Source organism: Rhodococcus sp. AH-ZY2 (assembly GCF_030916465.1).
Lineage (GTDB): Bacteria > Actinomycetota > Actinomycetes > Mycobacteriales > Mycobacteriaceae > Rhodococcus > Rhodococcus ruber.
Genome location: NZ_CP126458.1, coordinates 4,087,786 through 4,114,633, shown reverse-complemented (window position 1 = coordinate 4,114,633; position 26,848 = coordinate 4,087,786). Strand labels below are relative to the sequence as shown.

Annotated in this window: 23 protein-coding genes and 1 pseudogene; 10 read left to right on the top strand and 14 right to left on the bottom strand. The window is 70.7% G+C overall.

Annotated elements, in window-relative coordinates; all coding sequences use genetic code 11:
- Positions 1-69 precede the first annotated feature (69 nt).
- Positions 70-927: a MaoC family dehydratase gene (locus QNA09_RS19760; protein WP_040274936.1), complete on the bottom strand. Its 858-nt coding sequence runs from the start codon at positions 925-927 to the stop codon at positions 70-72.
- Complete coding sequence (locus QNA09_RS19755) at positions 927-2,273, bottom strand: 3-oxoacyl-ACP reductase (protein ID WP_040274939.1); 1,347 nt, start codon at positions 2,271-2,273, stop codon at positions 927-929. Before QNA09_RS19755 ends, QNA09_RS19760 begins: the two co-directional genes overlap by 1 nt.
- Positions 2,274-2,416: 143 nt before the next feature.
- On the opposite strand from QNA09_RS19755, the gene QNA09_RS19750 reads away from it, so the two are divergent.
- Together QNA09_RS19750 and QNA09_RS19745 are read left to right on the top strand one after the other, a co-directional pair.
- On the top strand, positions 2,417-3,730 hold the full coding sequence (locus QNA09_RS19750) for an acetyl-CoA C-acetyltransferase (RefSeq protein ID WP_048773175.1): 1,314 nt from the start codon (positions 2,417-2,419) through the stop codon (positions 3,728-3,730).
- Between the two features lie 907 nt (positions 3,731-4,637).
- Entirely contained in the window at positions 4,638-6,488 is a 1,851-nt protein-coding gene (locus QNA09_RS19745) for a VanW family protein (protein WP_119700342.1), read from the top strand.
- 98 nt (positions 6,489-6,586) lie between these two features.
- Here the strand turns inward: QNA09_RS19745 and QNA09_RS19740 are convergent, their stop codons facing one another.
- The 3 genes and pseudogenes from QNA09_RS19740 to QNA09_RS19730 all read right to left on the bottom strand — a co-directional run bounded on the left by QNA09_RS19740 (position 6,587) and on the right by QNA09_RS19730 (position 10,220).
- Positions 6,587-8,422 carry an acyl-CoA dehydrogenase gene (locus tag QNA09_RS19740; protein ID WP_119700081.1) on the bottom strand — a complete coding sequence of 612 codons (1,836 nt, stop codon included), beginning with the start codon at positions 8,420-8,422 and terminating at the stop codon, positions 6,587-6,589.
- Positions 8,423-8,523: 101 nt separating this feature from the next.
- Positions 8,524-9,131 (bottom strand): annotated as a pseudogene (locus QNA09_RS19735) (class I SAM-dependent methyltransferase).
- Between the two features lie 30 nt (positions 9,132-9,161).
- Positions 9,162-10,220: a DUF4185 domain-containing protein gene (locus tag QNA09_RS19730; protein WP_225222666.1), complete on the bottom strand. Its 1,059-nt coding sequence runs from the start codon at positions 10,218-10,220 to the stop codon at positions 9,162-9,164.
- A gap of 262 nt (positions 10,221-10,482) precedes the next feature.
- Here QNA09_RS19730 and QNA09_RS19725 point away from each other — a divergent pair, with 262 nt between their 5' ends.
- Entirely contained in the window at positions 10,483-11,505 is a 1,023-nt protein-coding gene (locus QNA09_RS19725) for a beta-ketoacyl-ACP synthase III (protein ID WP_010593505.1), read from the top strand.
- Positions 11,505-12,236 carry an HNH endonuclease family protein gene (locus tag QNA09_RS19720; protein WP_102031618.1) on the top strand — a complete coding sequence of 244 codons (732 nt, stop codon included), beginning with the start codon at positions 11,505-11,507 and terminating at the stop codon, positions 12,234-12,236. The genes QNA09_RS19725 and QNA09_RS19720 overlap by 1 nt, the downstream gene beginning before the upstream one ends.
- 6 nt (positions 12,237-12,242) lie before the next feature.
- On the opposite strand, the gene QNA09_RS19715 is transcribed toward QNA09_RS19720, so the two are convergent.
- The gene (locus QNA09_RS19715) at positions 12,243-13,217 is read right to left on the bottom strand and encodes a hypothetical protein (RefSeq protein WP_010593503.1); all 975 of its coding nucleotides are present in this window, start codon (positions 13,215-13,217) and stop codon (positions 12,243-12,245) included.
- 128 nt (positions 13,218-13,345) lie between these two features.
- On the opposite strand from QNA09_RS19715, the gene QNA09_RS19710 reads away from it, so the two are divergent.
- Both QNA09_RS19710 and QNA09_RS19705 read left to right on the top strand, forming a co-directional pair.
- Entirely contained in the window at positions 13,346-15,454 is a 2,109-nt protein-coding gene (locus QNA09_RS19710; protein WP_029539959.1) for a thiamine pyrophosphate-dependent enzyme, read from the top strand.
- A gap of 237 nt (positions 15,455-15,691) precedes the next feature.
- Positions 15,692-16,909, top strand: a complete 1,218-nt coding sequence (locus QNA09_RS19705; protein ID WP_010593501.1) for an FAD/NAD(P)-binding oxidoreductase — start codon at positions 15,692-15,694, stop codon at positions 16,907-16,909.
- 15 nt (positions 16,910-16,924) lie between these two features.
- On the opposite strand, the gene QNA09_RS19700 is transcribed toward QNA09_RS19705, so the two are convergent.
- Positions 16,925-18,274 (bottom strand): cytochrome P450, encoded by a 1,350-nt coding sequence (locus QNA09_RS19700; protein WP_017679813.1) that lies wholly within the window; start codon positions 18,272-18,274, stop codon positions 16,925-16,927.
- Positions 18,275-18,366: 92 nt separating this feature from the next.
- Here QNA09_RS19700 and QNA09_RS19695 point away from each other — a divergent pair, with 92 nt between their 5' ends.
- Positions 18,367-18,984, top strand: a complete 618-nt coding sequence (locus QNA09_RS19695) for a TetR/AcrR family transcriptional regulator (RefSeq protein WP_010593499.1) — start codon at positions 18,367-18,369, stop codon at positions 18,982-18,984.
- On the opposite strand, the gene QNA09_RS19690 is transcribed toward QNA09_RS19695, so the two are convergent.
- On the bottom strand, positions 18,968-20,032 hold the full coding sequence (locus QNA09_RS19690) for a TerC family protein (RefSeq protein ID WP_026137555.1): 1,065 nt from the start codon (positions 20,030-20,032) through the stop codon (positions 18,968-18,970). The genes QNA09_RS19695 and QNA09_RS19690 overlap by 17 nt on opposite strands.
- Before the next feature lie 218 nt (positions 20,033-20,250).
- Between QNA09_RS19690 and QNA09_RS19685 the strand changes: the two genes are divergently transcribed.
- Both QNA09_RS19685 and QNA09_RS19680 read left to right on the top strand, forming a co-directional pair.
- Positions 20,251-20,571: a MarR family transcriptional regulator gene (locus tag QNA09_RS19685; protein ID WP_017679815.1), complete on the top strand. Its 321-nt coding sequence runs from the start codon at positions 20,251-20,253 to the stop codon at positions 20,569-20,571.
- Positions 20,572-20,650: 79 nt separating this feature from the next.
- Entirely contained in the window at positions 20,651-21,559 is a 909-nt protein-coding gene (locus tag QNA09_RS19680) for an alpha/beta fold hydrolase (protein WP_371851044.1), read from the top strand.
- A 112-nt stretch (positions 21,560-21,671) separates the two neighbouring features.
- Here the strand turns inward: QNA09_RS19680 and QNA09_RS19675 are convergent, their stop codons facing one another.
- Positions 21,672-21,995, bottom strand: a complete 324-nt coding sequence (locus QNA09_RS19675) for a hypothetical protein (RefSeq protein ID WP_010593495.1) — start codon at positions 21,993-21,995, stop codon at positions 21,672-21,674.
- Positions 21,996-22,089: 94 nt separating this feature from the next.
- Between QNA09_RS19675 and QNA09_RS19670 the strand changes: the two genes are divergently transcribed.
- The gene (locus QNA09_RS19670; protein WP_203011127.1) at positions 22,090-23,700 is read left to right on the top strand and encodes a hypothetical protein; all 1,611 of its coding nucleotides are present in this window, start codon (positions 22,090-22,092) and stop codon (positions 23,698-23,700) included.
- Here QNA09_RS19670 and QNA09_RS19665 read toward each other — a convergent pair whose 3' ends face one another.
- From QNA09_RS19665 to QNA09_RS19645, 5 genes are all read right to left on the bottom strand, one after another.
- Entirely contained in the window at positions 23,701-23,994 is a 294-nt protein-coding gene (locus tag QNA09_RS19665; protein ID WP_010593493.1) for an ANTAR domain-containing protein, read from the bottom strand.
- A 250-nt stretch (positions 23,995-24,244) separates the two neighbouring features.
- The gene (locus QNA09_RS19660) at positions 24,245-24,883 is read right to left on the bottom strand and encodes an alpha/beta hydrolase (protein ID WP_308072030.1); all 639 of its coding nucleotides are present in this window, start codon (positions 24,881-24,883) and stop codon (positions 24,245-24,247) included.
- A gap of 10 nt (positions 24,884-24,893) precedes the next feature.
- Entirely contained in the window at positions 24,894-25,274 is a 381-nt protein-coding gene (locus tag QNA09_RS19655) for a hypothetical protein (protein ID WP_003939188.1), read from the bottom strand.
- A 73-nt stretch (positions 25,275-25,347) separates the two neighbouring features.
- A complete protein-coding gene (locus QNA09_RS19650; protein ID WP_017679817.1) occupies positions 25,348-26,094 on the bottom strand; it encodes a pentapeptide repeat-containing protein in 747 nt (248 codons plus the stop codon).
- Between the two features lie 121 nt (positions 26,095-26,215).
- Positions 26,216-26,833, bottom strand: a complete 618-nt coding sequence (locus tag QNA09_RS19645) for a TIGR03086 family metal-binding protein (RefSeq protein WP_010593489.1) — start codon at positions 26,831-26,833, stop codon at positions 26,216-26,218.
- Positions 26,834-26,848: the final 15 nt, after the last annotated feature.

Genomic DNA, 26,848 nt, shown 5'->3' with positions numbered 1-26,848 from the left:
AAAACACGCACGGCGGTGGCGGTGCGTCGATGGTTCAGCGTGTGAGTGCGGACTGCGGCGCAGCCGCTCTCAGCGCAGGGTGGCGGTGAGGTGCGGGTAGCCCTTCTTCGGGTCGCGCAGCGCCAGGTCCCAGCCGGCGGCGGCGCGCGCGGCGTACAGATTCACGGTCGCGGGCAACAGGACCGGCTTGCCGAACCGGACCGAGTACGTCGCGTGCGACGGGATGCGGCCCTCCACGGCCCGCAGTGCCGCGGCCGCGCTCCACATGCCGTGCGCGATGGGCCTGGGGAACCCGAACGCCTTGGCGCCGAGCCGCGAGACGTGGATCGGGTTGCGGTCACCCGAGATCGAGGCGTAGCGGTCGATCGTCTTCTGGTCCACCCGCAACGTCGACGTCGGCACCGGCGGGATCTCCTCGGCCTTCGGTTCGGGCTTCGGCTGATCCGACAGCGAGGTGCGCTGCTGGCGCAGGAACGACGACGTCTGCCGCCACACCGGCTCCCGGCCGACGCTGATCTCGCTCACCAGGTCGACGAGCAGGCCCTTGCGGTGTTCCCGCAGGTTCTCGGCATGCACCCTCAGATCCAGCGGCTCGGTCACGGACACGGGCCGCAACTGCTCGATCACGTTCTCGGCGTGAACGGAACCGACGGCGGGGAAAGGGAAGCCCTTCGACACCATCAGCTTCATCACGACGGGAAACGTGAGGGTGAACGGGTAGGTCAGCGGCAGTGTGTCGCCGAAGCGCAGCCCGCACACCTTCGTGTACCCGGCCAGGTTGTCCGGGTCCACGCGCAGGCCGCGCAGCACGAGGGTGTCGTCGGGCAGGCTGTCGCCGGAAGCACCCACGACCGGCAGCGCCGAGAGCACCGCCCGGGAGTAGACGTCGAGAGTCGAAGGGCGTGAAGAAAGTTCGACGACAGCCATCACGCCCCCAGCATGGACTGGCCGCACACGCGCACGACCTGGCCGGTGACCGCGCTCGACGCCGGGTTGGCGAACCAGGCGACGGTCTCGGCGACGTCGACGGTCTGCCCGCCCTGCTGCAGCGAACTCATCAGCCGGCCGGCCTCGCGGGTGGCCACCGGGATGGCTGCGGTCATGGCCGTCTCGATGAAGCCGGGCGCGACGGCGTTGACGGTGATGTTCTTCTCGGCCAGCACGGGCGCGGTCGCCTGCACCATGCCGATGACGCCCGCCTTGGACGCGCCGTAGTTGGTCTGGCCGCGGTTGCCGGCGATGCCGGCGATCGACGACACGTCGACCACCCGGCCGCCCTCCTTCAGTGCGCCCCGCTCGACAAGTTTCTCGGTGATCTTCTGGGGGGCGAGCAGATTCACGGCCATGACGGCGTTCCACCGCGCGGCGTCCATGTTGGCGAGCAGCTTGTCGCGGGTGATGCCGGCGTTGTGGACGATGACGTCGGCGCCGCCGTGCCGCTCGAGCAGGTAGTCGGCGAGCTTGTCGCCCGCGTCCGGGGCGGTGACGTCCAGTGCGAGGGAGACCCCACCGACCTTGTTCGCCGTCTGCGACAGGGCGTCGCCGGCCGCCGGCACGTCCGCGCAGACGACGTGCGCGCCGTCGCGGGCGAGTACCTCGGCGATCGTGGCGCCGATCCCGCGGGCGGCGCCGGTCACGACGGCCACCTTCCCGGCGAGCGGACGCTCCCACGATTCGGGCGCCGTCGCGTCGCCGGCTCCGACACGGATCACCTGACCGGAGACGAACGCGGACTTCGCGGACAGCAGGAAACGCAGCGTGGATTCGAGACCGGAGAGTCCGGTGGCGGCGTCGGGGGAGACGTACACCAGTTGCGCCGTGGCCCCCCGGCGCAGCTCCTTGCCGACGCTGCGGGTGAAGCCCTCGAGCGCGCGCTGGGCGATGCGCTCGTCCACGGAGGACGCCTCCTCCGGGGTGGTGCCGAGCACGACGACCCGTCCGCTCGGACCGAGGCCCTTGATAGCGGGCTGGAAGAAGGTGAACAGCTGTTCCAGCCCGGCGACGTCCGTGATGCCGGTGGCGTCGAAGACGAGCGCGCCGTACTCGGTGTCGGCGGGGTCGGCGAAGGGGTAGTCGGACAGCAGCGTGCGGATCGGTTCGACGAGGCGGCCGTTGCCCCCGAGGAGCAGCGGGCCCGCCAGCGGCGGCTGCCCCGGCTCGTACCGGCGCAGCTTCTGCGGCTGCGGCAGGCCGAACTGCTTGGCGAGGAATGCTCCGGGCGCGGACCCGATCAACTGGGCGTAGAGGCCGGGGGCGGTCTTGGTTTCAGCCACGATTCCACCTTCTCTGGTTCGGACGTCGGTATTGTCGGGAGGGGCCGACGATGTGGTGTCGACAATGAACTTACTCGCGAGTAAGAATAGTAGCGAGAGCCTGTACTCACCGCCATCATCCACCAGCATCCCGGGAGACGTCAGTGACCACCACCGCCCGTTCCACGCAGCTGCGCCGTGTCGCAATCCTCGGCGGCAACCGGATCCCGTTCGCCCGGTCGGACCGCAAGTACGCCCGCGCCTCGAACCAGGACATGTTCACCGCCACGCTCGACGGCCTGGTGAGCCGGTTCAATCTGCAGGGTGAGCGGCTCGGTGCCGTCGTCGGCGGTGCCGTCCTCAAGCACAGTCGCGACTTCAACCTGATCCGCGAGTGCGTGCTCGGCAGCGCCCTGAACCCCCACACCCCCGCCTGGGACCTGCAGCAGGCCTGCGGCACCGGCCTGCAGTCGGTGATCTCCGTGGGGGACGCCATCGCCGCCGGCCGCATCGAGGCCGGCATCGGCGGCGGAGTCGACACCACCTCCGACGCCCCCATCGGTGTCAACAACGAACTGCGCGAGTTCCTGCTCTCCCTCAACCGGGCCCGTTCGACGGGAGACCGCATCAAGCTGCTCGGCCAGGTCCGGCCGTCGATGCTCGGTGTCGAGATCCCCCGCAACGGCGAGGCCCGCACCGGGCTGTCCATGGGGGAACACGCGGCCATCACCACCAAGGAGTTCGGCATCTCCCGCGAGGCGCAGGACGAACTCGCCGCCGCGAGCCACCGCAACATGGCCGCCGCCTACGACCGGGGCTTCTTCGACGATCTCGTCACCCCCTTCCTGGGCCTCACCCGCGACGACAACCTGCGCCCGGACTCGACCGTCGAGAAGCTCTCCGGCCTGAAGCCGGTGTTCGGAGTCAAGCTCGGCGACGCCACCATGACCGCGGGCAATTCGACCCCGCTCACCGACGGCGCGTCGGCGGCGCTGCTGTCCTCCGAGGAGTGGGCCGCGGAGCGCAGGCTCCCCGTGCTCGCCTACCTCGTGGACTCGGAAACCGCGGCCGTCGACTACGTCCACGGAGGTGACGGCCTGCTCATGGCCCCCACCTACGCGATCCCGCGCCTGTTGCGCCGCAACGGCCTGACCCTGCAGGACTTCGACTTCTACGAGATCCACGAGGCGTTCGCCTCCGTCGTGCTGGCCACGCTCCAGGCTTTCGAGTCGGAGGAGTACTGCAAGGGCCGGCTCGGCCTGGACGCTCCGCTCGGGTCCATCGATCGCACCAAACTCAACGTCAACGGCTCGTCGCTGGCGGCCGGGCACCCGTTCGCCGCGACCGGCGGACGCATTCTCGCGTCCCTGGCGAAGATGCTGCATGAGAAGAAGCAGGAGACCGGCAAGCCCGTGCGGGGCCTGATCTCCATCTGCGCTGCAGGTGGGCAGGGTGTGACCGCCATTCTCGAGGCCTGAGTCCCGCTTCCTGCGGTCCCGTCCGGAAAAAATCTCGGAAGTCTGTAACGCCCGGGCGGGACCACCGATAAACCAGGCGACCTCGCGTTGCTGCCTGACCCCCGACCTGGCGGCAGCGCGAGGTCTTTCGCTTCTCCGTGCGCGCTCCGGCCGCCCGTCCGATCGGGAGCGCTCGGAATCCGACATTAGGCTGGATACCGAGTGGTGTGCCCGAACCGGGGCGCACCCCGGTGAAAGGACACGGGTGAGCGGCAAGAACGGGACGAACGACCCCGAGGACGGCCAGGACGACGCTCGATCGGTCGTCCCCGAACCGGAGGCTGCGGCTCAGGACGCCGCCGGTGACCGGTCGGAGGCAATCCCCGGGGAGAGCCCCGAGCACACCCCGCCGTCCGTCGCCGACGACGCTGCGCCCGAGCCCGCCCGGTCGGGCCCGGACGCCGAGCCGGCACCGCCGGCGGAGGTACCGCCCTGGGAGGCGCCCACGGCCGTGCTGCCCGTCGTCGGGCCGGCGACGGACCGCACCGACGCCGTCGGGCCGGCGACGGACCGCACCGACGCCGTCGGGCCGGCGACGGACCGCACCGACGCCGTCGGGCCGGCGACAGACCGCACTGCGGCCGACGTCGAGACCGAGGTCCTCCCCAGCCTGTCGGACGACGCCGCCCGCGAGCCCGCCGTCGCGGGGGACGCGACCGCCCGCTCGGCGACGCCGTCAGAGGTACCGGACACCCCCCCGCCTGCCGGACCCCCGCCTGCCGGACCCCCGCTTGCCGGACCCCCGCCTGCCGGACCCCCGCCCGCCGGGCCCCCGCCCGCCGGGCCCCCGCCCGAGGAGCCGGCGCCCACCGGACCCGGGGGCGACAGCGGCCCGCCCTGGCGCCGCATCGCCCTCGTCACCGGTGGAGTGTTCGCCGTGCTCGCGGCCCTCTATGTCGGTGACCTCGTCGTCTCCTCGGGGAACGTTCCGCGCGGCGTCACCGTTGCCGGCATCGAGATCGGCGGACGGTCGGTTCCGGAAGCCGAGCAGATCCTGCGGGCCGAACTCGGTCCGCGCACAGACGAGCCCGTCACCGTCACCGCGGGCGACGTGACCGCGCAGATCGTGCCGGCGCAGGCCGGTCTGGACGTCGACTGGGAGCACACCCTCGACCGCATCGGATCGCAGCCGCTCGATCCGATAACCCGCGTGACGTCGTTCTTCGGTGGCGGTGACGAGATCGGTGTCGTGTCCACCCGCGACGACGCCGCGCTGTCGGCCGCGATCGGCGGCGTGCGTGCGGTCGCCGACCGTGCACCCCGCGAGGGCAACCTCGTGTTCGACGGCGCAACGCCGGTGCCGGTGGCGCCGCTGCCCGGGCAGACCCTCGATGCGGAGGCCTCCGCAGACCTGTTCGCCGAGCGGTGGGCGTTCGGCGACGTCGAGTTCCCGGTCGAGACGGTCGACGTGACGGTCACGCCCGAGGGACTCGAGCGCGCACTGCGGGAGGTCGCGGACCCGGCCGTCGCCGGCGACGTGACGGTGCGCGGACGGGACGGGGCCGTCGCGACCCTGCCCAGCGACCGGATCGGCGCTGTGCTGACCTTCGTGCCGGACGGCAACGGGGGCCTGTCCCCGCAGTACGGGATCGAGGCCGCGACCGAGATCCTCCGGCCGCAACTGGCGGCGACCGAGGTCGAGCCGAAGGACGCCCGGATCGTGCTCGAAGGCGGCGGCCCGACGGTGATCCCGTCGGTCGCCGGCGAGCTCGTCGACTGGCCGGTGAGTCTCGAGTCGCTGCCGCAGCTGCTGGCCGCGCCGGGCGAGCGGGTGACCGACGCCGTGTACAAGCCGGCCGAGCCGGCGCTGACCACGGAGGCCGCCGAGAAGCTGGGCATCCGCGAGGTGATCGGTGAGTTCACCACCGGGGGCTTCGAGTACGCGTCGGGTGTGAACATCCGCCTGGCGGCGTCGGAGATCAACGGTGCGCTGGTGAAGCCGGGGGAGACGTTCTCGCTCAACGGCTACACGGGTCCGCGCGGCGCGGCGCAGGGGTATGTCGAGTCCGGGATCATCAACAACGGGCGCCCGTCCAAGGCCGTGGGCGGCGGCATCAGCCAGCTCGCGACCACCCTGTACAACGCGACGTACTTCGCCGGTATGGAGGACGTCGAACACACCGAGCACAGCTATTACATCTCGCGGTACCCGGCGGCCCGGGAGGCGACGGTCTACGAGGGCGCGATCGACCTGAAGTTCCGCAATCCCTTCGACACCGGGGTGCTGATCCAGGCGATCGGCACGTCGTCGGACATCACGGTGCGGATCTGGGGCACCAAGACCGTCGACGTCGAGTCCGTGACCGGTTCCCGCACCAACTTCACGGCACCGAACACGATCACCCTGCCGGCCGGGCCGGGATGCATCCCGTCGAGCGGTGCGCAGGGGTTCACGGTGAGCGACACCCGCATCATCACCGACGCGGCCACCGGCCGGCAGATCTCGAGCACCACCCGCACGGTCCGCTACGACCCGGTGCCCGTGGTGCGCTGCGTCAGCGCCGAGCCGGAGCCCGAGCGGGAGTCGGCGCCGGCCGCACCGTCGCAGCCGGCGCCCGGTGAGGCGGAGACGCCCGGCGGTGGCGCGGAGGAACCTGCCGGCGCGCGCCCGGCCGTGACGACGACCCCGCAGCCCGCGCCGAGCGGCGCGGACGAGGGGGAGGAAGTTCCTGCCGCGGCGCCCGCGGCGGCATCGCCGACTGCGGCCGATACGGAGTAGCCGCGGCAGTCCCTGCACACAGCACTGTGCCCTCCCGTCGTGCGACGGGAGGGCACAGTGCTTTCTGTCTGCGTACTCGGTTCCGCCCGAGCGCCGGCTCAGAAGGCCGCTTCGTCGAGCTCCATGAGGTCGAGGTCGACGTTGGCGACGATGCTGCGCACGGCGGTCAGCTCGGGCAGGACGTTCTTGGCGAAGAAGCCGGCGACGGCGACCTTGCCTTCGTAGAACGCCTTGTCCTTGGAATCCGGGCCGGCGTCGAGGGCCGCGAGGGCGATCTCGGCCTGCTCGAGCAGCCGCCAGCCGATGAGCAGGTCACCGACGGCCAGCAGGAACCGCACCGAGCCCAGGCCCACCTTGTACAGCTCGGTGGGCTGTTCCTGGGCGCCCATGAGGAAGCCGGTCAGGGTGGCGGTCATGGCCTGGACGTCCTCGAGCGCGGTGGCCAGCAGGGCCCGCTCCGACTTGAGGCGCTCGTCGGCGCTGTCGGAGGCGAGGAACTTCTGGATCTGGCCGGTCACGTGTGCCAGGGCGACGCCGCGGTCACGCGCGATCTTGCGGAAGAAGAAGTCCTGCGCCTGGATCGCGGTGGTGCCCTCGTAGAGGGAGTCGATCTTCGCGTCGCGGATGTACTGCTCGATCGGGTAGTCCTGCAGGAAGCCCGAGCCGCCGAACGTCTGCAGCGAGTCCGTCAGGTACTGGTAGGCGCGCTCGGAGCCCACACCCTTGACGATCGGCAGCAGCAGATCGTTGACGCGGTGCGCCAGCTCGTGGTCGGCACCGGAGATCTGCTCGGCGACGACGTCGTCCTGATGCGCGGCGGTGTAGAGGTAGACCGCGCGCAGACCCTCGGCGTAGGCCTTCTGCATGGCCAGCGAGCGTCGCACGTCCGGGTGGTGGGTGATGGTGACCCGGGGGGCGGTCTTGTCGGTCATCTGGGTCAGGTCGGCGCCCTGCACGCGCTCCTTGGCGTAGGCCAGGGCGTTGAGGTAACCGGTCGACAGCGTCGCGATGGCCTTGGTGCCCACCATCATGCGGGCGTGCTCGATGACGTCGAACATCTGGGCGATGCCGTTGTGGACCTCGCCGACGAGCCAGCCCTTGGCCGGGACGCCGTGGCCGCCGAAGGTGAGCTCGCAGGTGGCGGACGCCTTCAGGCCCATCTTGTGCTCGACGTTGGTGACGAACACGCCGTTGCGCTCACCCATCTCGTTCTTCTCGAAGTCGAAGTGGAACTTCGGGACGAAGAAGAGCGACAGGCCCTTGGTGCCGGGGCCGGCGCCTTCCGGGCGGGCGAGGACGAGGTGGAAGATGTTCTCGAACAGGTCGTCGGAGTCGGCCGAGGTGATGAACCGCTTGACGCCCTCGATGTGCCAGGTGCCGTCGTCCTGCTTGATCGCCTTGGTGCGGCCGGCGCCGACATCGGAGCCGGCGTCGGGCTCGGTCAGCACCATGGTGGCGCCCCAGCCGCGTTCGACGATGGTCGCGGCCCACTGCTTCTGCTCGTCGGTGCCGTTGGCGTGGAGCACACCGGCGAAGGAGGGGCCGGCGGCGTACATGAAGGCGGCCGGCTGGGCGCCGAGCATCATCTCGTTGACGGCCCAGCTCAGGGCGCGCGGTGCGGGCGTTCCGCCGATCTCCTCCTCGAGGCCCATGGACCAGTAGCCGGCCTCGTACCAGGAGTTGAACGCCTTCTTGAAGCCCTCGGGCAGCGAGACCGAGTGGGTCTCGGGGTCGAAGACCGGGGGGGTGCGGTCGGTCTCGGCGAAGGACTCCGCCGCCGGGCCCTCGGTGAGGGTCTTCACCTCGGCCAGGATGCCACGAGAGGTCTCCTCGTCGAGGTCGCCGAACTTTCCGGCCTCGAGGAGCGTCTGAATCCTCAGCACCTCGAAGAGGTTGAACTCCAGATCCCGGAGGTTGCTCTTGTAATGGCCCATGTCTGCGCTACTCCCAGTGAGATGGTGCGGTCAAGCTGTGTTCGAGTACCGCCCAAGTTATTACTCGTCGGTAACATCCGCCTATGTTACCCGTCGGGCAACTAACTGCCAAGAGTTGGTTTGCGGGCCACCACCAACGCATCGATCGCCATTCCGGCGTCCGTTTCCCGCATTCTTCGTTCGGCGGTCCGGATTTGCAGTCGGCCATCGATTTCCGCGACGACATCTGCTGGGGTGTAGAGGATTTCGGGATCCCGGGGGCCGCCGGCACCCTCGGTGGGATTGAGCGAATCGTGGCCCAGAAATATGAGGATTCCGTCAGGTTTCAGGGCCGCGATCGCATTGTCGATCAATGCCCGTCGCTGTGGTGGAGGGAAATGGAGATAGGCCGAGAGGACGAGATCATATCGAGCCTCGAAAGTGGCCCCGGTCACGTCGGCGCACTCGTACGTCAGGCGTTCGCGCACCCGCCGTGGCGCCTGCGCCGCGATCGCCCGGGCCTTGTCCACCGCCACGCGGGAGAAGTCGAGTCCGGTCACCTCCCAGCCGCGCGTGGCCAGCCAGAGCGAGTGCCGGCCCTCGCCGCAGCCCAGATCCAGAGCCCGGCCGTGCGGCAGCGACGTCGCGAACTCGACGAGCACCGGGTTCGGCGGCACCCCCACACCGTCTCGCTCTTCGCGTACCGCGCATCCCACTCCTGTGCGTCCATGGACGCACGGTAGCCCGGACGCCGCGCGGGTCAGGGGTGGAGCGTGGTGCGCAGCAGGAGCACGTTGTAGTTCTGGTGCACGGTCGTGAGGAAGTACAGGTCCGGGCCCGACGACCACGGGTGGATGTACGCGCCGTACGCCGTCGGCAGTTCGCGGGTGTCGAGGACGACCTCCGGCGCGCTCCACGGCCCTGTCGGCGACGGTGCCCGGCGCAGCACGACGGAGTTGTGCGCGTCGGTGGTCAGCAGGACGAACTGCCCGAGGTGGTCGTTCCACTGCACCGACAGTTCCGCCGCACCACCCGTCATCACCGGGCGCGCCGCGTTCACGTCGCGGACCCACGCGCCGCCGTCCCAGTACTCGTACGCCGCGAGGTCGAGGATCTGCTGTTCCGGTACCCGTGCCAGGTGCACCGGCCCGCCACGACCGGGCGGGGTTCCGTACTGATAGACGAAGCCGCCGTGCCGGACGAAGGCGCCCATCTGGAAGTTCCGGTTCCCGTCGGCGTTCGGCCGCTCGGTCTGCGGCGCCACCGTCCAGTTCTCCCCGTTGTCGTGGGAGAAGGCCAGGCCGGAGAAGTTGGTCTCCCACGAACCGGCCGGCCCCCAGTTCTTCACCGACATCAGGCTCAGGAACTGGGTGTCGCCGACGGCGATCCCCGCGGTGGGGATCCGGCTGATCTCCACGAACGGGATCTTCGGGCTCGGGACGAGTTCCTTCGCCTGGCCGAAGAAATCGCGGGCCGCGCTGTCGAACGTCATCCCGTCGGCGAGGTGGCGGTCCGAGCTGCGGAACAGGGAACTGCTGCGCCAGGCCCAGATGCTGCCCGACAGCAGATTGGGCACGCCGAGGCCCGCGGTGTCACCGAACGCGGTCAGCACCTGGCCGCGCCCGTTGTCCCACATCACGCCCAGGTCGGTGCCCAGGACGTTCAGATCCTGGGTGCGGTTGGTGCTGAGCATCCCGGTCTGCTGGGCCACCACCTGGGTGCGGCCGCGCAACTCCGGCAGGCCGTTGACCCCGTTGAGGCCCGGGATGGGATTGATCGCGTTCGGGTTCGCCGCGGAGGTGCCCGCGAACGGGACCAGGGCGACGACCGCACAGGTCAGTGCGGTGACCCCGACTCGGAACGAGGCACGTCGGTAACCCCCATTACGTGTGTGCACGGCCACAGACGGTAACAGCGGGTGACAACCGTCACACGTCCTTCGGTGTCCGTCGGCGTGTCCCGGCGGTACTCGCACGAGGCCCGGGCCGACGGGTGGGCTCCGCTACGATTCGCGCGCGCGTTACCGTGTCAGGGACGCGATGCACTGACGAGCAGTGCACGAAGCAGAGGAGATTCGCCTGATGGGTGCACAGATCGCCGGTCCCGCCCCGCTGCGGAACACCGCACTGCTCGGGCTGGGCGTGCACCGCCCCGAGCGGGTCGTGACCAACGACGAGATCTGCCAGCAGATCGACTCGAGCGACGAGTGGATCCAGTCGCGGTCCGGCATCAAGGAACGGCGCTTCGCGAAGCCGCACCCCGAGGAGTCGGTGGTGGACATGGCGATCGCGTCGGCCCGCAAGGCGCTCGAGGCCGCCGACATCACCGGTGATCGTGTCGGCGCCGTCATCGTGGCCACCTCGACCTACCCGAATCAGACGCCGCAGTCCGCGGCGCTGGTCGCGCACGCCCTGGGCACCGGGGGCGCGGCCGCTCTCGACATCTCGGCCGGGTGCGCCGGGTTCTGCTACGCGCTCGGCGTGGCGTCCGACATGGTGCGCACCGGGACCGAGGACTACGTGGTCGTCGTCGGCGTCGAGCGCATGAGCGACACCACCGAACCCACCGACCGCTCGGTGCGGTTCATCTTCGGCGACGGCGCCGGTGCCGTGGTCGTCGGCCCGTCCGACGAGGTGGGTATCGGTCCCACCGTGTGGGGGTCGGACGGCTCCCAGGCCGACGCCATCCGCCAGGAACCGGACTGGGTGAGCTTCGCGGACAACCCCGATCAGAAGCGGCCCTGGATCATCATGGAGGGCACCGCGGTGTTCCGCTGGGCTGCCTTCGAGATGGGGAAGATCGCCCGCCAGGTCGCCGACAAGGCCGGTGTCGAACTCGCCGCCCTCGACGCGTTCGTGCCGCACCAGGCCAACCTGCGCATCAACGACGTCATCGTCCGGCAGCTCGACCTGCCGGAGACGGTGGCCGTCGCCGACGACATCATCGAAACGGGCAACACCTCCGCCGCGTCCATCCCCCTCGCGATGGAGAAGATGCTGCGCACCGGCCAGGTCCGGCCCGGCGGGCTCGCCCTGCTGCTCGCCTTCGGCGCCGGACTGTCCTACGCGGGGCAGGTCGTGAAGATGCCGCAGCTCGCGCAGTAGTGGCCGCGGCGAACTCGACCGGTCGTCGTCGCTGGTTGTGGTCGCTCGCCTACGTGCTCGCCTTCGTCGCCTTCGTCGTCCTCCAGCAGACGTACGGCGGCGACGAGGCGGGTCCCGGCGGGTCCACGTCGGCGCCCGTCCCGGCCCCGTCGTCGGCCGCCGCCGCCGAGGCGGTCGAACTGCTGAAGAGCCTCGCCGTGCGGGAACCGGACCCCTCCGGCGGGTACGACCGTGCGCTGTTCGGGCCGGCGTGGACCGACGACGTGACCGTCGCGGGCGGGCGCAACGGCTGCGACACCCGCAACGACGTCCTGAAGCGGGATCTGGTGAACATCAAGCTGGCACCGGTGACGAAGGAGTGCACCGTCGAGGCGGGAACCCTGTACGACCCGTACACGGGCCGGGAGATCTACTTCCGGCGCGGGGTGGACACGTCGTCGGCGGTGCAGATCGATCACGTCGTCGCCCTGTCGGACGCGTGGGAGAAGGGTGCGCGCCTGCTCGACGCACAGGCCCGCAAGAATCTCGCGAACGATCCCCGGAACCTCCTTGCCGTCGACGGACCGACGAACCAGGGCAAGGGCGACAAGGACGCGGCGCAGTGGCTGCCCCCCAACCCCGAGTACCGCTGCACCTACGTCTCCCGGCAGATCGAGGTGAAGGCCGAGTACGGACTGTGGATCACGCCGGACGAGAAGGATGCGATGGCCGGCGTCCTGGCCACCTGCTGACCGGTCTCAGGCGCGGCGGTGCGCGACGTGCTTGCGGACCGCCGTCACCACCCCGACCGCCGAGGCGACGATCACCACGATGCACACGATGCCGACGGCGAGGTTCAGCTGAGCCGTCAGGTCCGAGCCCGCGCGCTCGCGCAGGTCGGACAGGAACTGCGGGGAGAAGTACGGCCGGTGCACGAGCACGGCCGTGGCCACCGCGACAGCGAGCAGGTCGGAGACCACCGACAGTGCGGTGACGACCGTCGTCCAGCTGCGCACGGCCAGCGCGACGCTCGCCGAGACCACCCACAGCACCGCGACGGCCACCATCGCGGGCACCAGCCGGTCGGTGAAACTGGGGTCGAGCGCCTCGTACCCGGCACCGAAGAACGACGGCGCCAGCGACGGGGACAGACCGGCCACCCCGATCAGCACGACCACCGCGAACACCAGTTCCGCGACCGCCTCCCCGACCGGGATCTCCCGGCCGTGCGGCACCGCGGGCAGATCGTCCGGATCCCACCGCCCGAGATCCGTGCCGGCGGGCGCGGTGCGTTCGATCACCGCGAACACGACGGTCACCCAGAAGGCGGCGTACACACCGCCGGTCAGGGCCGCATCGATCGCGTCCCACACGACGTCGGCGCCGTCGAGGGGCGCGGCCGCGGGGTCGGTGGCCTCGGTCAGGGCGGCGAGCAGGGTCAGACCGCCGAGCACCGCCGCCACCACGCCGACGACGGGCCACAGCACCCGCAGATAGGTGTCGTAGAACCTCGGGCCGATCAGGTGCCGCGGCGCGCCCCGGTAGGTGCGGGCGAGATCCTCCGGGGACCCCAGGTCGGCGAGCACCGCACGCGTCTCGTGCTCGGCACCGGCGTCCTCGAGGCGACGGCGCAGGTCGGCGGCCACCTCGGCGCGCCGGGACCGGGGCAGGTGGACGAGGACGGCGTGCAGGTACCGCTCGACGAGTTCCCCGTCGGTGAGGCGGGTGGACATCCCGGTGTTCCTTTCGTTCGGTGCCGGCCCGCGAGCGGCCGGCGCGACGACCCGCGCCGCCCGGGGCCGGGCGGTACTGTGCCGGTACACAGTATTGGGCAGGACCTGCGAGGGTGTGGGGCAGCGCGATGACGGCCGAGCCGCTCGACGAGTACTTCACCGCCACCGTCCGCGGCTGGAGCGCCGGGGCCGGGCAGGCGTCGAACGAACCGGTGCTGCGGTACTTCGACGCGCAACTGCAGTCCCGTCACCTCGACTTCGCGGCCCGCGAGATGCAGCGACGCGGTGCCGGGTTCTACACCATCGGTTCGTCCGGCCACGAGGCGAACGCCGCGCTGGGGCTGCTGTCGCGGGTCACCGATCCGGCGCTGCTGCATTACCGGTCGGGTGCCTTCTACGCCGCGCGGGCGGCCCAGGTGCCGGGCACGACGCCGGTGCGGGACGTGCTCGCCGGGTGCGCCGCCTCGACGCTCGATCCGATCTCCGGCGGCCGGCACAAGGTGTTCGGCAACGCCGAGTTGAACATCCTCCCGCAGACCTCGACGATCGCGTCCCATCTGCCGCGCGCGGTGGGGGCGGCGTTCGCCCTCGCCCGCGCGTCCCGGTTGGGCCTGCAGTGCCCGTGGCCCGCGGATTCGGTGGTGCTGTGCAGCTTCGGGGACGCCTCCGCCAACCATTCCACCGCGGTCGGTGCGCTCAATGCGGCTGCCTACTGCGCGTACCGGGGCCTGCCGCTGCCGCTGCTGTTCGTGTGCGAGGACAACGGGCTCGGCATCAGTGTCCGCACGCCGGAGGGCTGGACGGAACGGGCCCTCTCGTCGTACCCGGGGGTGAGCTACCGCGCGGCCGACGGCGCGGACCCGGTCGGGGTGCTCGCGGCCGTCGCGGACCTGCTCGTCGCCGTCCGGACCGCACGCGCACCGGCCGTGCTGCATCTGAGGGCGGTACGGTTCCTCGGCCACGCCGGCTCCGACGCCGAGACCGCGTACCGCAGCCGCGAGGAGATCGCCGCCGACTACGCCCAGGATCCGTTGCTGGCCACCGCACGTGTCCTCGTCGACCACGGAACGCTCACCCCCGCACAGGTGCTCGAACGATACGAGGCGGTGCGCGCCGTCGTCGCCGCGGAGGTGGACGCCGTCGCGGATGCCCCCCGGCTGGGGTCGGCCGCCGAGGTGATGCGGCCGCTGCACATGCACGGCCGGCGCCGGGTTCCGGACGGGCCGGAGCCCGCGACGACGGAGCCCTGCACGCTCGCCCAGGCCGTGAACGGCGCGCTCGCCGGAATTCTCGACGAGATCCCGGAATCGTTCGTGTTCGGGGAGGACGTGGCCGAGAAGGGCGGGGTGTACGGCCTCACGCGTGGCCTGCTCCGCCGATTCGGGCCGCGGCGCGTCTTCGATACCGTCCTCGACGAGCAGACGATCCTCGGCACGGCACTGGGATTCGCGGTGACGGGCCTGCTGCCGATTCCGGAGATCCAGTACCTGGCCTACCTGCACAACGCCGAGGACCAGTTGCGCGGCGAGGCGGCGAGCCTGATGTTCTTCTCCGACGGCCGCTTCCGCAACCCGATGGTGGTGCGCATCGCCGGCCTCGCCTACCAACGGGGGTTCGGTGGGCACTTCCACAACGACAACTCCGTCGCGGTGCTGCGCGACATCCCCGGTCTGGTGCTCGCGGTGCCGAGCCGCCCGTCGGTCGCCGGGGCACTGCTGCGCAGTTGCGTGCACCTCGCGCGCAGCGAGGGCCGGGTGTGCGTGTTTCTCGAGCCGATCGCGCTGTACCACGAACGCGACCTGTACGACGAGGGCGACGGGCTGTGGCGTGAGCCGCCCGATTCCGTTGCGGTACAGCCCGGTTCGGTGCGGGTGTACGGCACGGGCGAGGACGTGCTGCTCGTGACGTTCGGCAACGGCGTCCGGATGAGCCTGCGTGCGGCTCGTCGGCTGTCGGCGCGCGGTGTGCAGGCCGCGGTGCTGGACCTGCAGTGGCTGGCCCCGCTGCCGCTGGCGGAACTCCTCGCGTGCGCACAGTCCTTCCCGCGCGTGCTGGTGGTGGACGAGACGCGGCGCAGCGGCGGGGTGTCGGAGGCGGTGGTCACCGCGCTGGTGGACGCGGGCTACCGGGGCCGGATCTCGCGGGTCACCAGCCGGGACAGTTTCGTGCCGCTCGGCCCGGCGGCGGCCGAGGTGCTGCTGTCCGAGGACGACGTCGTCAGCGCGGCCGCCGAGTAGCGGCGCCCAATCGGTGGGCCCCGGTCGGTGGGCCCCGGTCGGTGGGCCGTGGTCCGCCCGGCCGGGACGAAGGTCCCGGAAAGCAGGGACCTTCAGCGGGCGGAAATACCCGCCGGGGTACTTGAAGAGCCGACGCCGCGCGCCTACAGTCGTCGGTGAATACCCCACCGGGTATCTAGGGGCGTGGAGGCCCAGCCCGCGTCCGCGCCTGCGTCACGGACGGAAAGGACTGTTCACATGTCGCTCCATTCAGGCAACGGTGCCGCGCGACATCGAGTACTCGTCGTCGGAGGTGGCACGGCCGGAATCGCGACCGCTGCGCGCCTGCGCCGGGCCGGCGTCACCGACATCGCGGTGATCGAGCCCTCCGACGAGCACTGGTACCAGCCCCTGTGGACCCTCGTCGGCGGAGGCCAGGCGTCGCTGGACGAGACCCGCCGAGCCGAGGAGAAGCTGATCCCCAAGGGCGTCCGGTGGATCCGGGCCGCCGCGACCGCCGTCGACCCCGACGCGCAGACCGTCACGACCGACCGCGGGACCGTCGTCGGCTACGACTATCTGGTGCTCGCCACCGGACTGCACCTCGACTGGGACGGTGTGCCGGGCCTCGCCGACGCCGTCGGGCACGGTGCCGTCTCGAGCAACTACTCCCCGCGGTACGCCCCCTACACGTGGGAGCTGATCCGCAACATGCGCTCCGGCACGGCGATCTTCACGCAGCCGGCGGGACCGATCAAGTGCGCCGGCGCGCCGCAGAAGATCGCCTACATCGCCTCCGACTACTGGCGGCGGCAGGGCCTGCTGGACGGGATCCGCGTCATCCTCGTCCTGCCCGGTGACTCGATGTTCGGCATCCCGTCCTGGCGGCGGACCCTCGAGGGGGTCGCCGCGCGGTACGGCATCGAGGTGCGCCTGAGCTCGGAGATGACCGCGCTCGACGGGGCGTCGCGCAAGGCGACGATCGTGAACAACGCCACCGGAGACGAGGAGATCGTCGGGTTCGACATGCTCCACGCCGTGCCTCCGCAGCGCGCGCCCGGCTGGGTCGCGGCGAGCCCGCTCGCCAACCCGGCGAGCCCCTTCGGGTACGTCGAGGTCGACAAGCACACGCTTCAGCACCGCCGGTACCCCAACGTGTTCGCGCTCGGCGACGTCGCGGACCTGCCGACGTCGAAGACCGGCGCCGCCGTCCGCAAGCAGGCGCCCGTCCTCGTCGCCAACCTGGTCGCCGAGATGCGCGGGGTCGGCAAGCGCAAGAGCTACGACGGGTACTCGTCCTGCCCGTTCGTCACCGCCCGGGACAAGATGATGCTCGCGGAGTTCGACTACGAGCTCGAGCCGTCCCCGAGCATTCCGGTCATCGACACCACCAAGGATCGCCGCGACATGTGGCTGCTCAAGCGCTACGGCCTGCCGGCGATGTACTGGCACGGAATGGTCAAGGGCCGCGTCTGACCCCCGCAGTCTGCGTCACCGCAGGCGGCGCAGCGTGATCGGCTGCCCGTCGGACGGGTACGGCAGCGACGTGAAGTTCAGTGGGGCAACGTAATCGGACGGCACATGCCAGCTGTACCCGAGCAGCAGGTGGTGCAGCACCGTCTTGATCTCGGCGCCGGAGAAGTACATGCCCAGGCAACGGTGCTCTCCGGCGCCGAACGGCGTCCACGCGAACTTGTGCACTCGGTCCTCGCGGCGTTCCGGGGAGAAGCGGCCGGGATCGAACTTCTCCGGCTCCGGCCACAACTCGGCCATGTGGTGGCTGTAGTGCAGCCCGACGTTGATCAGGGTGCCGCGCGGCACGAAGTGGCCGAGGATGTCGGTGTCGGCGGTGGTGTACCGGACGATGCCGGGCACCGGCGTCACGAGCCGCTGGCATTCCTTGATCACCAGGTCCAGGCTGGTGAGCGATTCGAGGTCCGTCAGGGTCGGGGTCGTCGTGCCGAGCGCCTGCGACTCCTCCCGGCACAGTTGCTGCCACTGGGGGAACTGACCGAGGTATTGCAGCACGGTGGACAGCGTGATCGTCGAGGTGTCGTGCGCGGCCATCATCAGGAAGATCATGTGGTTGACGACGTCCTCGTCCGAGAACCGTTCGCCGTCCTCCGATTCCACGTGACACAGTGCGGTGAACAGGTCGTCGCCGTCGCCGGCGCGACGCGCCGGCAGGTAGCGCCGGAAGAACTCCTCGAGCCGGCGACGGCCCACCACGCCACGGCGCCAGCGGGTTCCGGGCAGGGGGTAGCGCACGATCGCGGTGGCCGCCTGCACGCACCCGATGAAGGCCTTGTTCACCTCGGCCATCTCCGTGGCCGACGAGCCCTCGGCGCCGCCCATGAAGATCGAGGTGGCGAGCCCGAGCGTGAGTTCCTTGAGCGCCGGGTAGGCGCGGAAGTCCTCGCTCGGCGTCCACGAGTCGAGGGCCCGGGCGATCGCGGGCTGCATCGAGTCCGTGTACCGGGCGAGGCGGTCCCGGGTAAAGGCCTGTTGCATGATCCGGCGGTGCGTGCGGTGCTCGTCGCCGTCGAGCAGCATCAGGCCGCGATCGAAGAACGGGCCGATGAGGGTGCGCCAGCCCGGACCGTTCGCGAGTGCCCGGTCGCGGTTCTGCAGCGCGGCGCCGCAGGCGTCGGGGCCGAGCAGCACCACCCAGGGCCGGCCCGCGAACCGGAACCAGGACACCGGCCCGTGTTCGCGGTAGCGCCGGTCGTAGGCCCTCAGCGGGTTGCGCATGTAGTCGAGGGCGTACCCGACGTACGGCAGGCCGGCGTCCCCGGGAACGGCGGTCAGACCGGGCGGGGAGGGTGCGAGCACTTTCGTCATGGGGTCTCCGATTCGTCGGACCGTATCTGACATGAAGCTCTGTCAATTGACTGTAGCGTGGATCACAGGCCGTGATCTGTCAAGATTCGACTATGGACCGGCCCAGTCGTCAGTACCGCGGAAAGAGCGCCGAGCAGCGCACCGCCGACCGCCGCGAGCAGTTGCTCGAGGCCGGTCTGACGGTGTTCGGCCGCGACGGTGGCGACCGTGCCACCATGACCGCGATCTGCCAGGAGGCCGGGCTCACCGAACGGTACTTCTACGAGAGTTTCTCCGGCCGGGACGAGCTGCTCGTGTGCGTCGTCGAGCGGATCGCCGACGAGATCCGGGAGCGCGCGCTGGCCGCACTCGCCGAATCCGAGCGCGGACCGGAGGAGCGGGCCCGCGCCGCCATCGCCGCGTTCGTCGCGGTCCTGACCGACGATCCCCGCAAGGGCCGGGTCGCCGTCGTCGAGTCCACCGGGTCCGAGCCCGTGCGCGTCCGCCGCCGGGAACTGCTGCGCCAGTTCGCCGGCCTCGTCGCCGTGGAATCCCGCGAACTGTGGGGCGACCGCGCCCTGCAGCCGCCCCACGATCAGATCGCCGCGCTCCTGTTCGTCGGGGGTCTCGCCGAGCTCACGACCGCCTGGCTCGGCGGGGAGATCGACGTGACCCCCGATCAGATCGTCGAGTCCGCGACCCGCCAGTACGTGTTCACCGCTCACCGCTGAGGCTGTCGTCGCGCTCGGTCCGCTCCGCGCGCCGCCGGGCACCCGGCAGCCGCCACACGGGCTCGAGCGCCGCGGTCTCCTCGGCCGTGGCCACCCGGAACGGCGGCGTCGTGGGCGCTTCGAGGCCGCGACGGCCCTGGCCGCGGGTGGCGCGCAGGCTGGCGACGATCGATACGGTCAGGATCGTGGCGACGACGGCCAGCGAGATCGGCGTCGGAATGTAGAACACGTCGATCTTGAGCAGCATCTTGATGCCCACCCACACCAGCACCAGAGCCAGCCCGATCTTCAGGTACACGAAGCGGTGGATCAGGTCTGCGAGCAGGAAGTACATCGCCCGCAGTCCGAGCACCGCGAATGCGTTGGCGGTGAAGACGAGGAACGGTTCGTCCGTGACGGCGAAGATCGCGGGGATCGAGTCGACCGCGAAGACGATGTCGGTGATCTCGATGAGGACGAGTACCGCAAGCAGTGGGGTGGCCAGCAGCGCACCCCCGCGACGGACGAGCAACTTCTGTCCGTGGTAGGCGTCGGTCATCGGCACGTGGCGGCGGAACAGCCGTAGCGCCCGGGACTTCTCGGGATCGAGGTGCTCGTCGCGCTGCCGGATCATCCGGTAGCCGGTGTAGAGCAGGAACGCCGCGAACAGGTAGAGGATCCAGCCGAAGCTCGCGATCAGCACCGATCCCGCCGCGATGAACAGACCCCGGAACACCAGGGCGCCGAGCACGCCGAGGAACAGGACCCGGTGCTGGTACTCGCGCGGCACGGCGAAGTACGTCAGGATGATCGCCCAGACGAAGACGTTGTCGACGGCGAGCGACTTCTCGATCAGGTAGCCGGAGAAGTACTGCTGGCCGAACTCCGAGCCGTACTGCCACCAGATCAGCGCGCCGAATCCGACGCCGGTACCGACCCAGAACACCGACCAGCCTGCGGCCTCGCGCACACCGATCACGTGAGCACGCCGGTGCGCGAACAGATCCACGGCCAGCATCGCCACGATCGCGGCGAGCACCGCCGCCCACAACCACAACGGAACGGTCATCAGGACCACCTTTCAGCCTCGAACGGCCGAAAGTCTTTCCCGGCTCCGGTGAGCCCGCTCCGCCGGAGAGCCGGCGGACGGCTCCCGAGTTGACGACGAAGCGCGGAGGGATACTCCCTTTCGCGAACTTAGATTAGTGAAGAGTATTTCCGGTTAATTGTCAAGGGGGCAGGACACGGAAGTGAAGAGCAATACCGGAAACCGTGGTGCCCTATGGTGTGCAGGTGACCTCCTCCGCCCGCTCGTCACCCGCCGTCGGCGAGGACCGTGCCCGGGGCTGGACGTTCCTGACCAACCACGCGCACGTGCTGCTGTGTGTCGCGCGGGGCGGACAACCCACCGTCCGCGAACTCGCGCAACGGATCGGGATCACCGAGCGCTCCGTGCAGACGATCCTCGCGGATCTGGTCGACGGCGGGTACCTCACCCGCACCCGGGTGGGCCGCCGCAACACCTACTCGCTGAATCCGGAGGGGCGGCTGCGGCATCCGCTCGAATCCGCGCACACCGTCGGCGAACTGATCGACGCGCTGCGCTGAGCGGCCGGGAAGATGTCCGGCACGCGCCGTCACGGACACCTGCCTCGTGTGGCCGCCGTCACGTGGCATGCTGGCGCTCATGATCGACGTCGAACGTCCCAAGCTGGAAGGCACCGTCGCGGTCGGGGGCAGCCGCCGGATCGGGTTCGCCGAGTTCGGATCGGCCCAGGGCCGAGCCGTGTTCTGGCTGCACGGCACCCCCGGGGCGCGCCGGCAGATCCCCGTCGAGGCACGCCGCTACGCCGAGCGTGAGCACGTCCGGCTCATCGGCCTCGACCGCCCCGGCATCGGCTCGTCGAGCCCGCACCGCTACGAGAACGTCCTCGCCTTCGCGGACGACCTGCGGATCGTCGCGGACACCCTGGGGGTGGACCGGATGGCGGTCGTCGGGCTCTCCGGCGGCGGGCCCTACACCCTCGCCGCGGCGCACGCGATGCCCGAGCGGGTCATGGCCGCCGGGGTACTCGGGGGTGTCGCACCCGTCGTCGGCCCCGACGCGATCAGCAGCGGCCTGATGCGGCTCGGCACAATGGTCGCGCCGCTGCTCGCCGTCGCGGGCGTCCCCATCGGCATGGGCGTGACCTCGATCATCCGGGTCGTGCGCCCGTTCGCGTCGCCGATCATCGACCTGTACGGCCGGCTCTCGCCCGAGGCCGACCGGCAGTTGCTGGCCCGCCCCGAGTTCAAGGCGATGTTCCTCGACGATCTGCTCAACGGCAGCCGCAAGCAGATGGCCGCCCCCTTCGCCGACGTCGTGGTGTTCACCCGGGACTGGGGCTTCCGCCTCGAGGACGTCAAGGTGCCGGTCCGGTGGTGGCACGGCGACACCGACCACATCGTCCCCATGGAACACGGCCTCCACGTGGTGGGCCGGCTCCCCGACGCCCAGTTCCACCACCTGCCGGGAGAGAGCCACCTCGGCGGTCTCGGCGTGTCCGAGGACATCCTCTCGACCGTCCTGCGGATCTGGGACGACGCCGACCGCTGAGCTGCTGCCGTGGCGACCGAATGTCACACCCGTTCGATCACATCGAACGCATGTCACATTCGGTCGCCACCGCGAGCGGGTGCGCACGGCGGGTGCGGATCCCGCGTGCCGATCACAGCCACCGGCGGGGTGGCTTCTTCACCCACATGATCTTCTCATCCGTGGCGGTGGGGGAGGCCGCGGGATGGTCGGGATGCTGCGCGGCCCATGCCGACTTCTCGTCGAGCAGCCGCGCGACCAGCGTCCACGTCTCCATCGTGCGCGGCGGATGCGCCCCCGCCGCCCGTGCCAGCTTCCGGCGCACGTCCTCGCTCAGGGCCAGCAACTCCTCCGCGGTGATCCCGCGATCCCAGGCGAACCGGGCGAGGACGATCGCCTTCTCCCGACGGTTGCGGGCCGCCTCGTCGGTGTGCGCGAAGTCCTCGTCGGTGGCCATGCCCTACAGGATTGGCCGCCGGCCGTGCCGTTGACAACCCACCCCGCGCGGCTCACGCTCGGAGCAGGCGCAGCTGCGGCCCGGGGAGGACGACATGCCGGTGACTCCGATGGATCTCCCGGACGGCACGCCCGAGGACGTGCGGGTGCGCGCGGCGTCCGCCCCCCGGGTGCCGGTGTCGGATCCCGCGCTCGGACGGGACGTGCAGGTCGACGCCCGTGGTGTCCCACCGCACCGGCTCGTCGCGATCGGGGATTCGGTGCTGCAGGGGTTCCAGAGCGGCGCCGTCTTCCACACCGACGTCTCGGTGCCCGCGATCGTCGCCTACGAACTCGGCTGGCTGCGCCGGTTCCGCTACCCCCGCTACGCCGGTCCGGGCGGGTTGCCGCTCAACATCGAACTGCTTCTGCGCGACCTGGAGCGACGCTTCGGGTCCTCGGTGAACGTGTGGGAGACGCCCCTCGCACTGTTCGCCGTGCGTGCGCTGATGGACGAGGTGGAGGACTACTGGGAGCGCGGGCCCGGTCGGGACGCGCCGCTGCCCGCGACGTATCGGCACAACCTGTCCTGCTTCGGCTGGGACCTGCGCGACGCCCTGAGCAAGACCGCCGCGACGTGCGAGGCGGCGATCGCCACGCCGAAGGACGACCTGCTCGACCAGATCGTGCAGAACAACGGCGAGCGGGCCGCGTTGCGGGTGTATCCGCGCTGGAGCGACGAGGCGAAGTCGATGACGGTGTTCGACGCGGCCGCGGCCCTGGGCGACGACCACGACGACACGACGGAAGCCGGGATCGAGACGCTGGTCGTGTTCCTCGGCTCCAACAACGCGCTCGGAACGGTCACGGACCTGCGTATCTCCTGGAGCGGCCCGGACTTCCGCGACCTCACCGCGAAGGACGCCTACACCATCTGGCGGCCCGAGCATTTCGCGGCCGAGTTCGCGGAGGTGGTCGATCGGGTGGCGGCGATCCGGGCGCGGCACGTCGTGTGGTGCACGATTCCCCACGTCACCATCGCCCCGATCGCCAAGGGGCTCGGCCACAAGATGGAACCGGGTTCGCCCTACTTCCCCTACTACACCCGGCCGTGGATCGAGGAGTCCCGGTTCGACCCGGCCCAGGACGAGCACATCACGGGTGCCGGCGCGTACGCGGTGGACGTCGCGATCGATCTCTACAACGAGCACATCGAGCAGGCGGTCGCCGACGCCCGCGCCGGTGCGCACGGCCCGGCACGGGACTGGTATCTGCTGGACGTGGCCGGTCTGCTCGAGCGCCTCGCGTCCCGGCGCTTCGTCACGGATGTCGGTGCCCGTCCGGCGTGGTGGACCCCCTACCCGCTCCCGCCCGCGCTCGCCGCGCTCGACCCCGTGCCCGATTCGCGGTTCCTGACGGCCGACGGCCGGGGCGGCCGGGCCGCGGGCGGGCTGTTCTCCCTCGACGGTGTGCACCCGACGACGGTGGCGAACGGGATCCTCGCGCAGGAACTGGTCAACGTGATGCGTCGCGCGGGGGTGCGGTTCCACCATGCCAACGGTGGCGTGCGCCCCGATCCGGTGACGGTGGACTTCGAGCGGTTGATCCGCAGGGACACCCTCGTGCGGACGCCACCGGGGAACATCGACTCGACGCTCGGCATTCTCGCGTGGGCGGACGAGGTCGGTGACCTCGTCCGTCGCACGCTCAGCTTCCGCGTCCGGTGATCAGTTCTCGACGGTGGTGGCACTCCGGTCGATCAGCGCACCCCACAGGTCGGTCGCGACGGTGTGGGCGCGCCGGTGTGCCGGGACGGTGTCGGAGGTGGTGGTCAGGTCGGTGAGGGCTTCGCACAGGTCGACGATGTCGACGTGGAAGCGCATCGAGGCGTCGAGCAGTTCGTCGAACGCCTGGTCTTCGCTGTAGGAGCGGCCCCGTGCGGAGCGGAGAAGGGTCTGCGCGGTGTCGAGTGCCGTCAGGCGTCGTACCGCGGGGATGTCACGGTGTGCTTCGATCGTCAATTGTCCGCCTCTGAGGTGTCGCCACTGGGCGTGTGTCAACTCGTTGTAGTGCGGGTACCCCGCCGGTTCGGCAGCTACCCGGTCTTGTGTCCTCCGTCACAGTACGAGGACTGTGCCGTCGTGTCCACCGTACCCGTGTTTGCCCAGCACAGCCCGGTGGGGCGACGCCGCGTCCGCGGGTGTTCCGTCCTCGATGTCCGAATTCGTCGCAGCTGCACAGGTTTCCGACACCATGTATGTTGCGCGCCGGTCAGGCCGGAGGGTGGTGGTCGAGGAACCAGTCCCGCGCCTGCTGCGCCACGACCTCGAGCGTGCCGGGTTCCTCGAACAGGTGCGTCGCCCCGCGCACGATCCGCAGGTCGTGTTCGCACCGCAGGGCCGCGGCAGCCTGCCGGTTCAGTTCGATCACCGTGCGGTCCAGGCCGCCGACGAGCATGAGCGTGGGGGCACGGACCCGGCCGAGCCCAGGCATCGCGAGATCCGGCCGTCCGCCGCGGGAGACGACGGCGGCGATCTCCCGGTCCGGGTCCGCAGCGGCCCACAGCGCCGCGGCAGCGCCCGTGCTGGCCCCGAAGTAACCGATCCACGCGGCCTCCGTGCGGACGAGGTCGGTCACCTCGCCGAGCCGGCCCGCGAGCAGCTCGATGTCGAAGACGAGAGTGCGGTCGCCCTCCTCCCCGGCCGTCAGCAGGTCGAACAGCAGCGTGCCCAGACCGGCGGCGTTCAGTTCCCCGGCGACGTACCGGTTGCGCGGGCTGAACCGGCTGCTGCCGCTGCCGTGCACGAAGATCACCAGGCCGTCCGAACCGGCGGGGACGGTCAGGGTGCCGGCCAGGGCCACGTCGCGGAGCTCGAGCTCGACGTCTCGCGCGCTGTCGGCGGTGCTCATCGGGTTCGGCTCAGGCCAGGGTGACCGTGCGGGTGTGCGAGCGGACCGCGTCCTGCAGGTCCTGGCGCGACAGGGTGTGCGGGCCGCACGCGCAGCGCGCGGGCACGTCGTCGTCCTCGAACTGCGTCGTCTCGAGAGTGTCGACGAACTCGGAGCCGAGGGAGCCGCCGTGATGTGCGGTCTCGGAGCGGTCGCGATTGCCGTGTGCCGTCGGCCCACCGCCGGCGACGAGCACCGGCCCCTCCGGCGTGCGGTAGACGGTGGCGACGTTGTGGCTGGCGGGGCACTTCACGCGGACGAGGGCGTGGTCACTGCGCTGGGTACCCAGCGAATCCACGGCAGCACGAGCCATCCGGCGGCGGTCTGTGGGAAGGAGGTCGGGGATGTTCATGGGACCTATTGCACACCCGATCGCGGCCGGATCGAGGGCTTTCGCGGGCAACGGGCCCGATTCGCCCGTTGCGCTACCAGTGCTTCGGCGTGGTCACTGTGGCGGGCAGCCGGGTGCGGCCGTCGCCCCGCGCGGAGTCGAGCTGGGACTGGACGAGGAACAGGCTGCCGGTGAGATCGGCGCCGCGCAGATCCGCATCGCGCAGGTCGGCGCCGATGAGGTCGGCGCGGCGCAGGTCGGCCTCGCGCAGATCCGCGGCGACGAGGAGGGCGCCCCGCAGGCTGGCGCCCCGCAGGTTCGCCCGGCGGAGTTTCGCGCCGACCAGGTCCGCACCGCGACGGTCCTTCCTGCGACCGGGCACGGTGGCCCGGGCGAGTTCGCTCGCATGCAACAACAGGGTGTTGATCTGCTGCCGGTGTGCCGCGACGTCGAGGCGGGCGAGCGCGCCGGCGTCGCCGTTGCTCAGCCGGTCGGTCGCGGCCCGCGCAGCGCGCAGGTCCGTGCGGATCGGCCCGGAGGTGGGCAGGGCGGCCGCCTCGTCGAGATACCACAGCAGCTCGTGCAGTTGGCGCACGACGGGGAAGACGTCGAACATCTGCCGGGCGAGCTGCGGCGAGCGCCGCCAGTCCTCCCCGCCGAAGGTGAGCTGTGAAACCTTCTGGCCCGCACCGAAGCAGTCGTAGACGGTGCACCCGGTGAAGCCCCGGCTCCGCAGGTCCCGATGGATGCCGCAGCGGAAGTCGTCCTGCAGGTTCGGGCAGGGCCGGCCCGCGTCCTTGTCGATCGCGAAGTCCGACGACGCGGCGAACGGCAGAGCCACGCAACACAATCCGAAGCAGTCGGCGCAGTCGGCCAGTAGTTCCGGGCGGGGAGTGGGGTGGTCGGGCAAGGAATGCGTGCCTTTCTGGGCGGGCGGACTGTGGTCGGGGCGCCCGCCGAGCCTAGTCCGGACCGTCGCGCGGGGTCGGCTCCCGGCGGTCGTGGGGCGGACGCCACGACGGGTCGCGTCCGCTGAGCCCGATCAGGCGGTCGAGATCCGGGGCGTCGTCGGGAACCGCGACGGCCGGCCCGAAGAGCCCGCCGGCTGCGCGTTCCTCGTCGGTGGTCGCGGCGACGAACGTCAGGCACGCGGCCAGCGCGGCGGGATCGCAGGAGAACTTCCGGCCGCAGGCGGTCGCGATGTCCCAGCCGTGGATCACGAGTTCGTCGAGCGCCACGACTCCCGCGACGTATCCGGGCAGGTCGACGCCGCCGGCCCGGGTGGTTCCGGTCCATGCGCCGGGGTCGTGCCACGCCTCGGCGAGGGCGAGGACCTGGCCGGGGATCCTGACGCGCCAGTCGTCACCGAGCCGGGAGGCATCCGCCGACGGTCTGTGATCCCCGACAGCTCTACCCGCGGCGGCGGTGAACGCCAGGGACAGCCCGCCCACGTGATCCACGAGGTCCCCGACGGTCGTGCCCGCGCACGGGGTGGGACGGGCCAGTTGCTCGTCTGTGAGCGCGCCGACGAGCCGTGCCATCTCGTGGGCGGCCGGTGCCAGGTCGAGGATCTCGGGCATGAGCGTTCCTTCCGG

Coding starts and splice junctions, on each gene's coding strand:
- QNA09_RS19705 (WP_010593501.1), top strand. CDS start 15,692: ATGTCGCTCCATTCAGGCAACGGTGCCGCGCGACATCGAGTACTCGTC.
- QNA09_RS19700 (WP_017679813.1), bottom strand. CDS start 18,274: ATGACGAAAGTGCTCGCACCCTCCCCGCCCGGTCTGACCGCCGTTCCC.
- QNA09_RS19675 (WP_010593495.1), bottom strand. CDS start 21,995: ATGGCCACCGACGAGGACTTCGCGCACACCGACGAGGCGGCCCGCAAC.
- QNA09_RS19710 (WP_029539959.1), top strand. CDS start 13,346: ATGACGGCCGAGCCGCTCGACGAGTACTTCACCGCCACCGTCCGCGGC.
- QNA09_RS19655 (WP_003939188.1), bottom strand. CDS start 25,274: ATGAACATCCCCGACCTCCTTCCCACAGACCGCCGCCGGATGGCTCGT.
- QNA09_RS19760 (WP_040274936.1), bottom strand. CDS start 927: ATGGCTGTCGTCGAACTTTCTTCACGCCCTTCGACTCTCGACGTCTAC.
- QNA09_RS19645 (WP_010593489.1), bottom strand. CDS start 26,833: ATGCCCGAGATCCTCGACCTGGCACCGGCCGCCCACGAGATGGCACGG.
- QNA09_RS19695 (WP_010593499.1), top strand. CDS start 18,367: ATGGACCGGCCCAGTCGTCAGTACCGCGGAAAGAGCGCCGAGCAGCGC.
- QNA09_RS19725 (WP_010593505.1), top strand. CDS start 10,483: ATGGGTGCACAGATCGCCGGTCCCGCCCCGCTGCGGAACACCGCACTG.
- QNA09_RS19660 (WP_308072030.1), bottom strand. CDS start 24,883: ATGAGCACCGCCGACAGCGCGCGAGACGTCGAGCTCGAGCTCCGCGAC.
- QNA09_RS19690 (WP_026137555.1), bottom strand. CDS start 20,032: ATGACCGTTCCGTTGTGGTTGTGGGCGGCGGTGCTCGCCGCGATCGTG.
- QNA09_RS19680 (WP_371851044.1), top strand. CDS start 20,651: ATGATCGACGTCGAACGTCCCAAGCTGGAAGGCACCGTCGCGGTCGGG.
- QNA09_RS19670 (WP_203011127.1), top strand. CDS start 22,090: ATGCCGGTGACTCCGATGGATCTCCCGGACGGCACGCCCGAGGACGTG.
- QNA09_RS19740 (WP_119700081.1), bottom strand. CDS start 8,422: ATGGGCCATTACAAGAGCAACCTCCGGGATCTGGAGTTCAACCTCTTC.
- QNA09_RS19715 (WP_010593503.1), bottom strand. CDS start 13,217: ATGTCCACCCGCCTCACCGACGGGGAACTCGTCGAGCGGTACCTGCAC.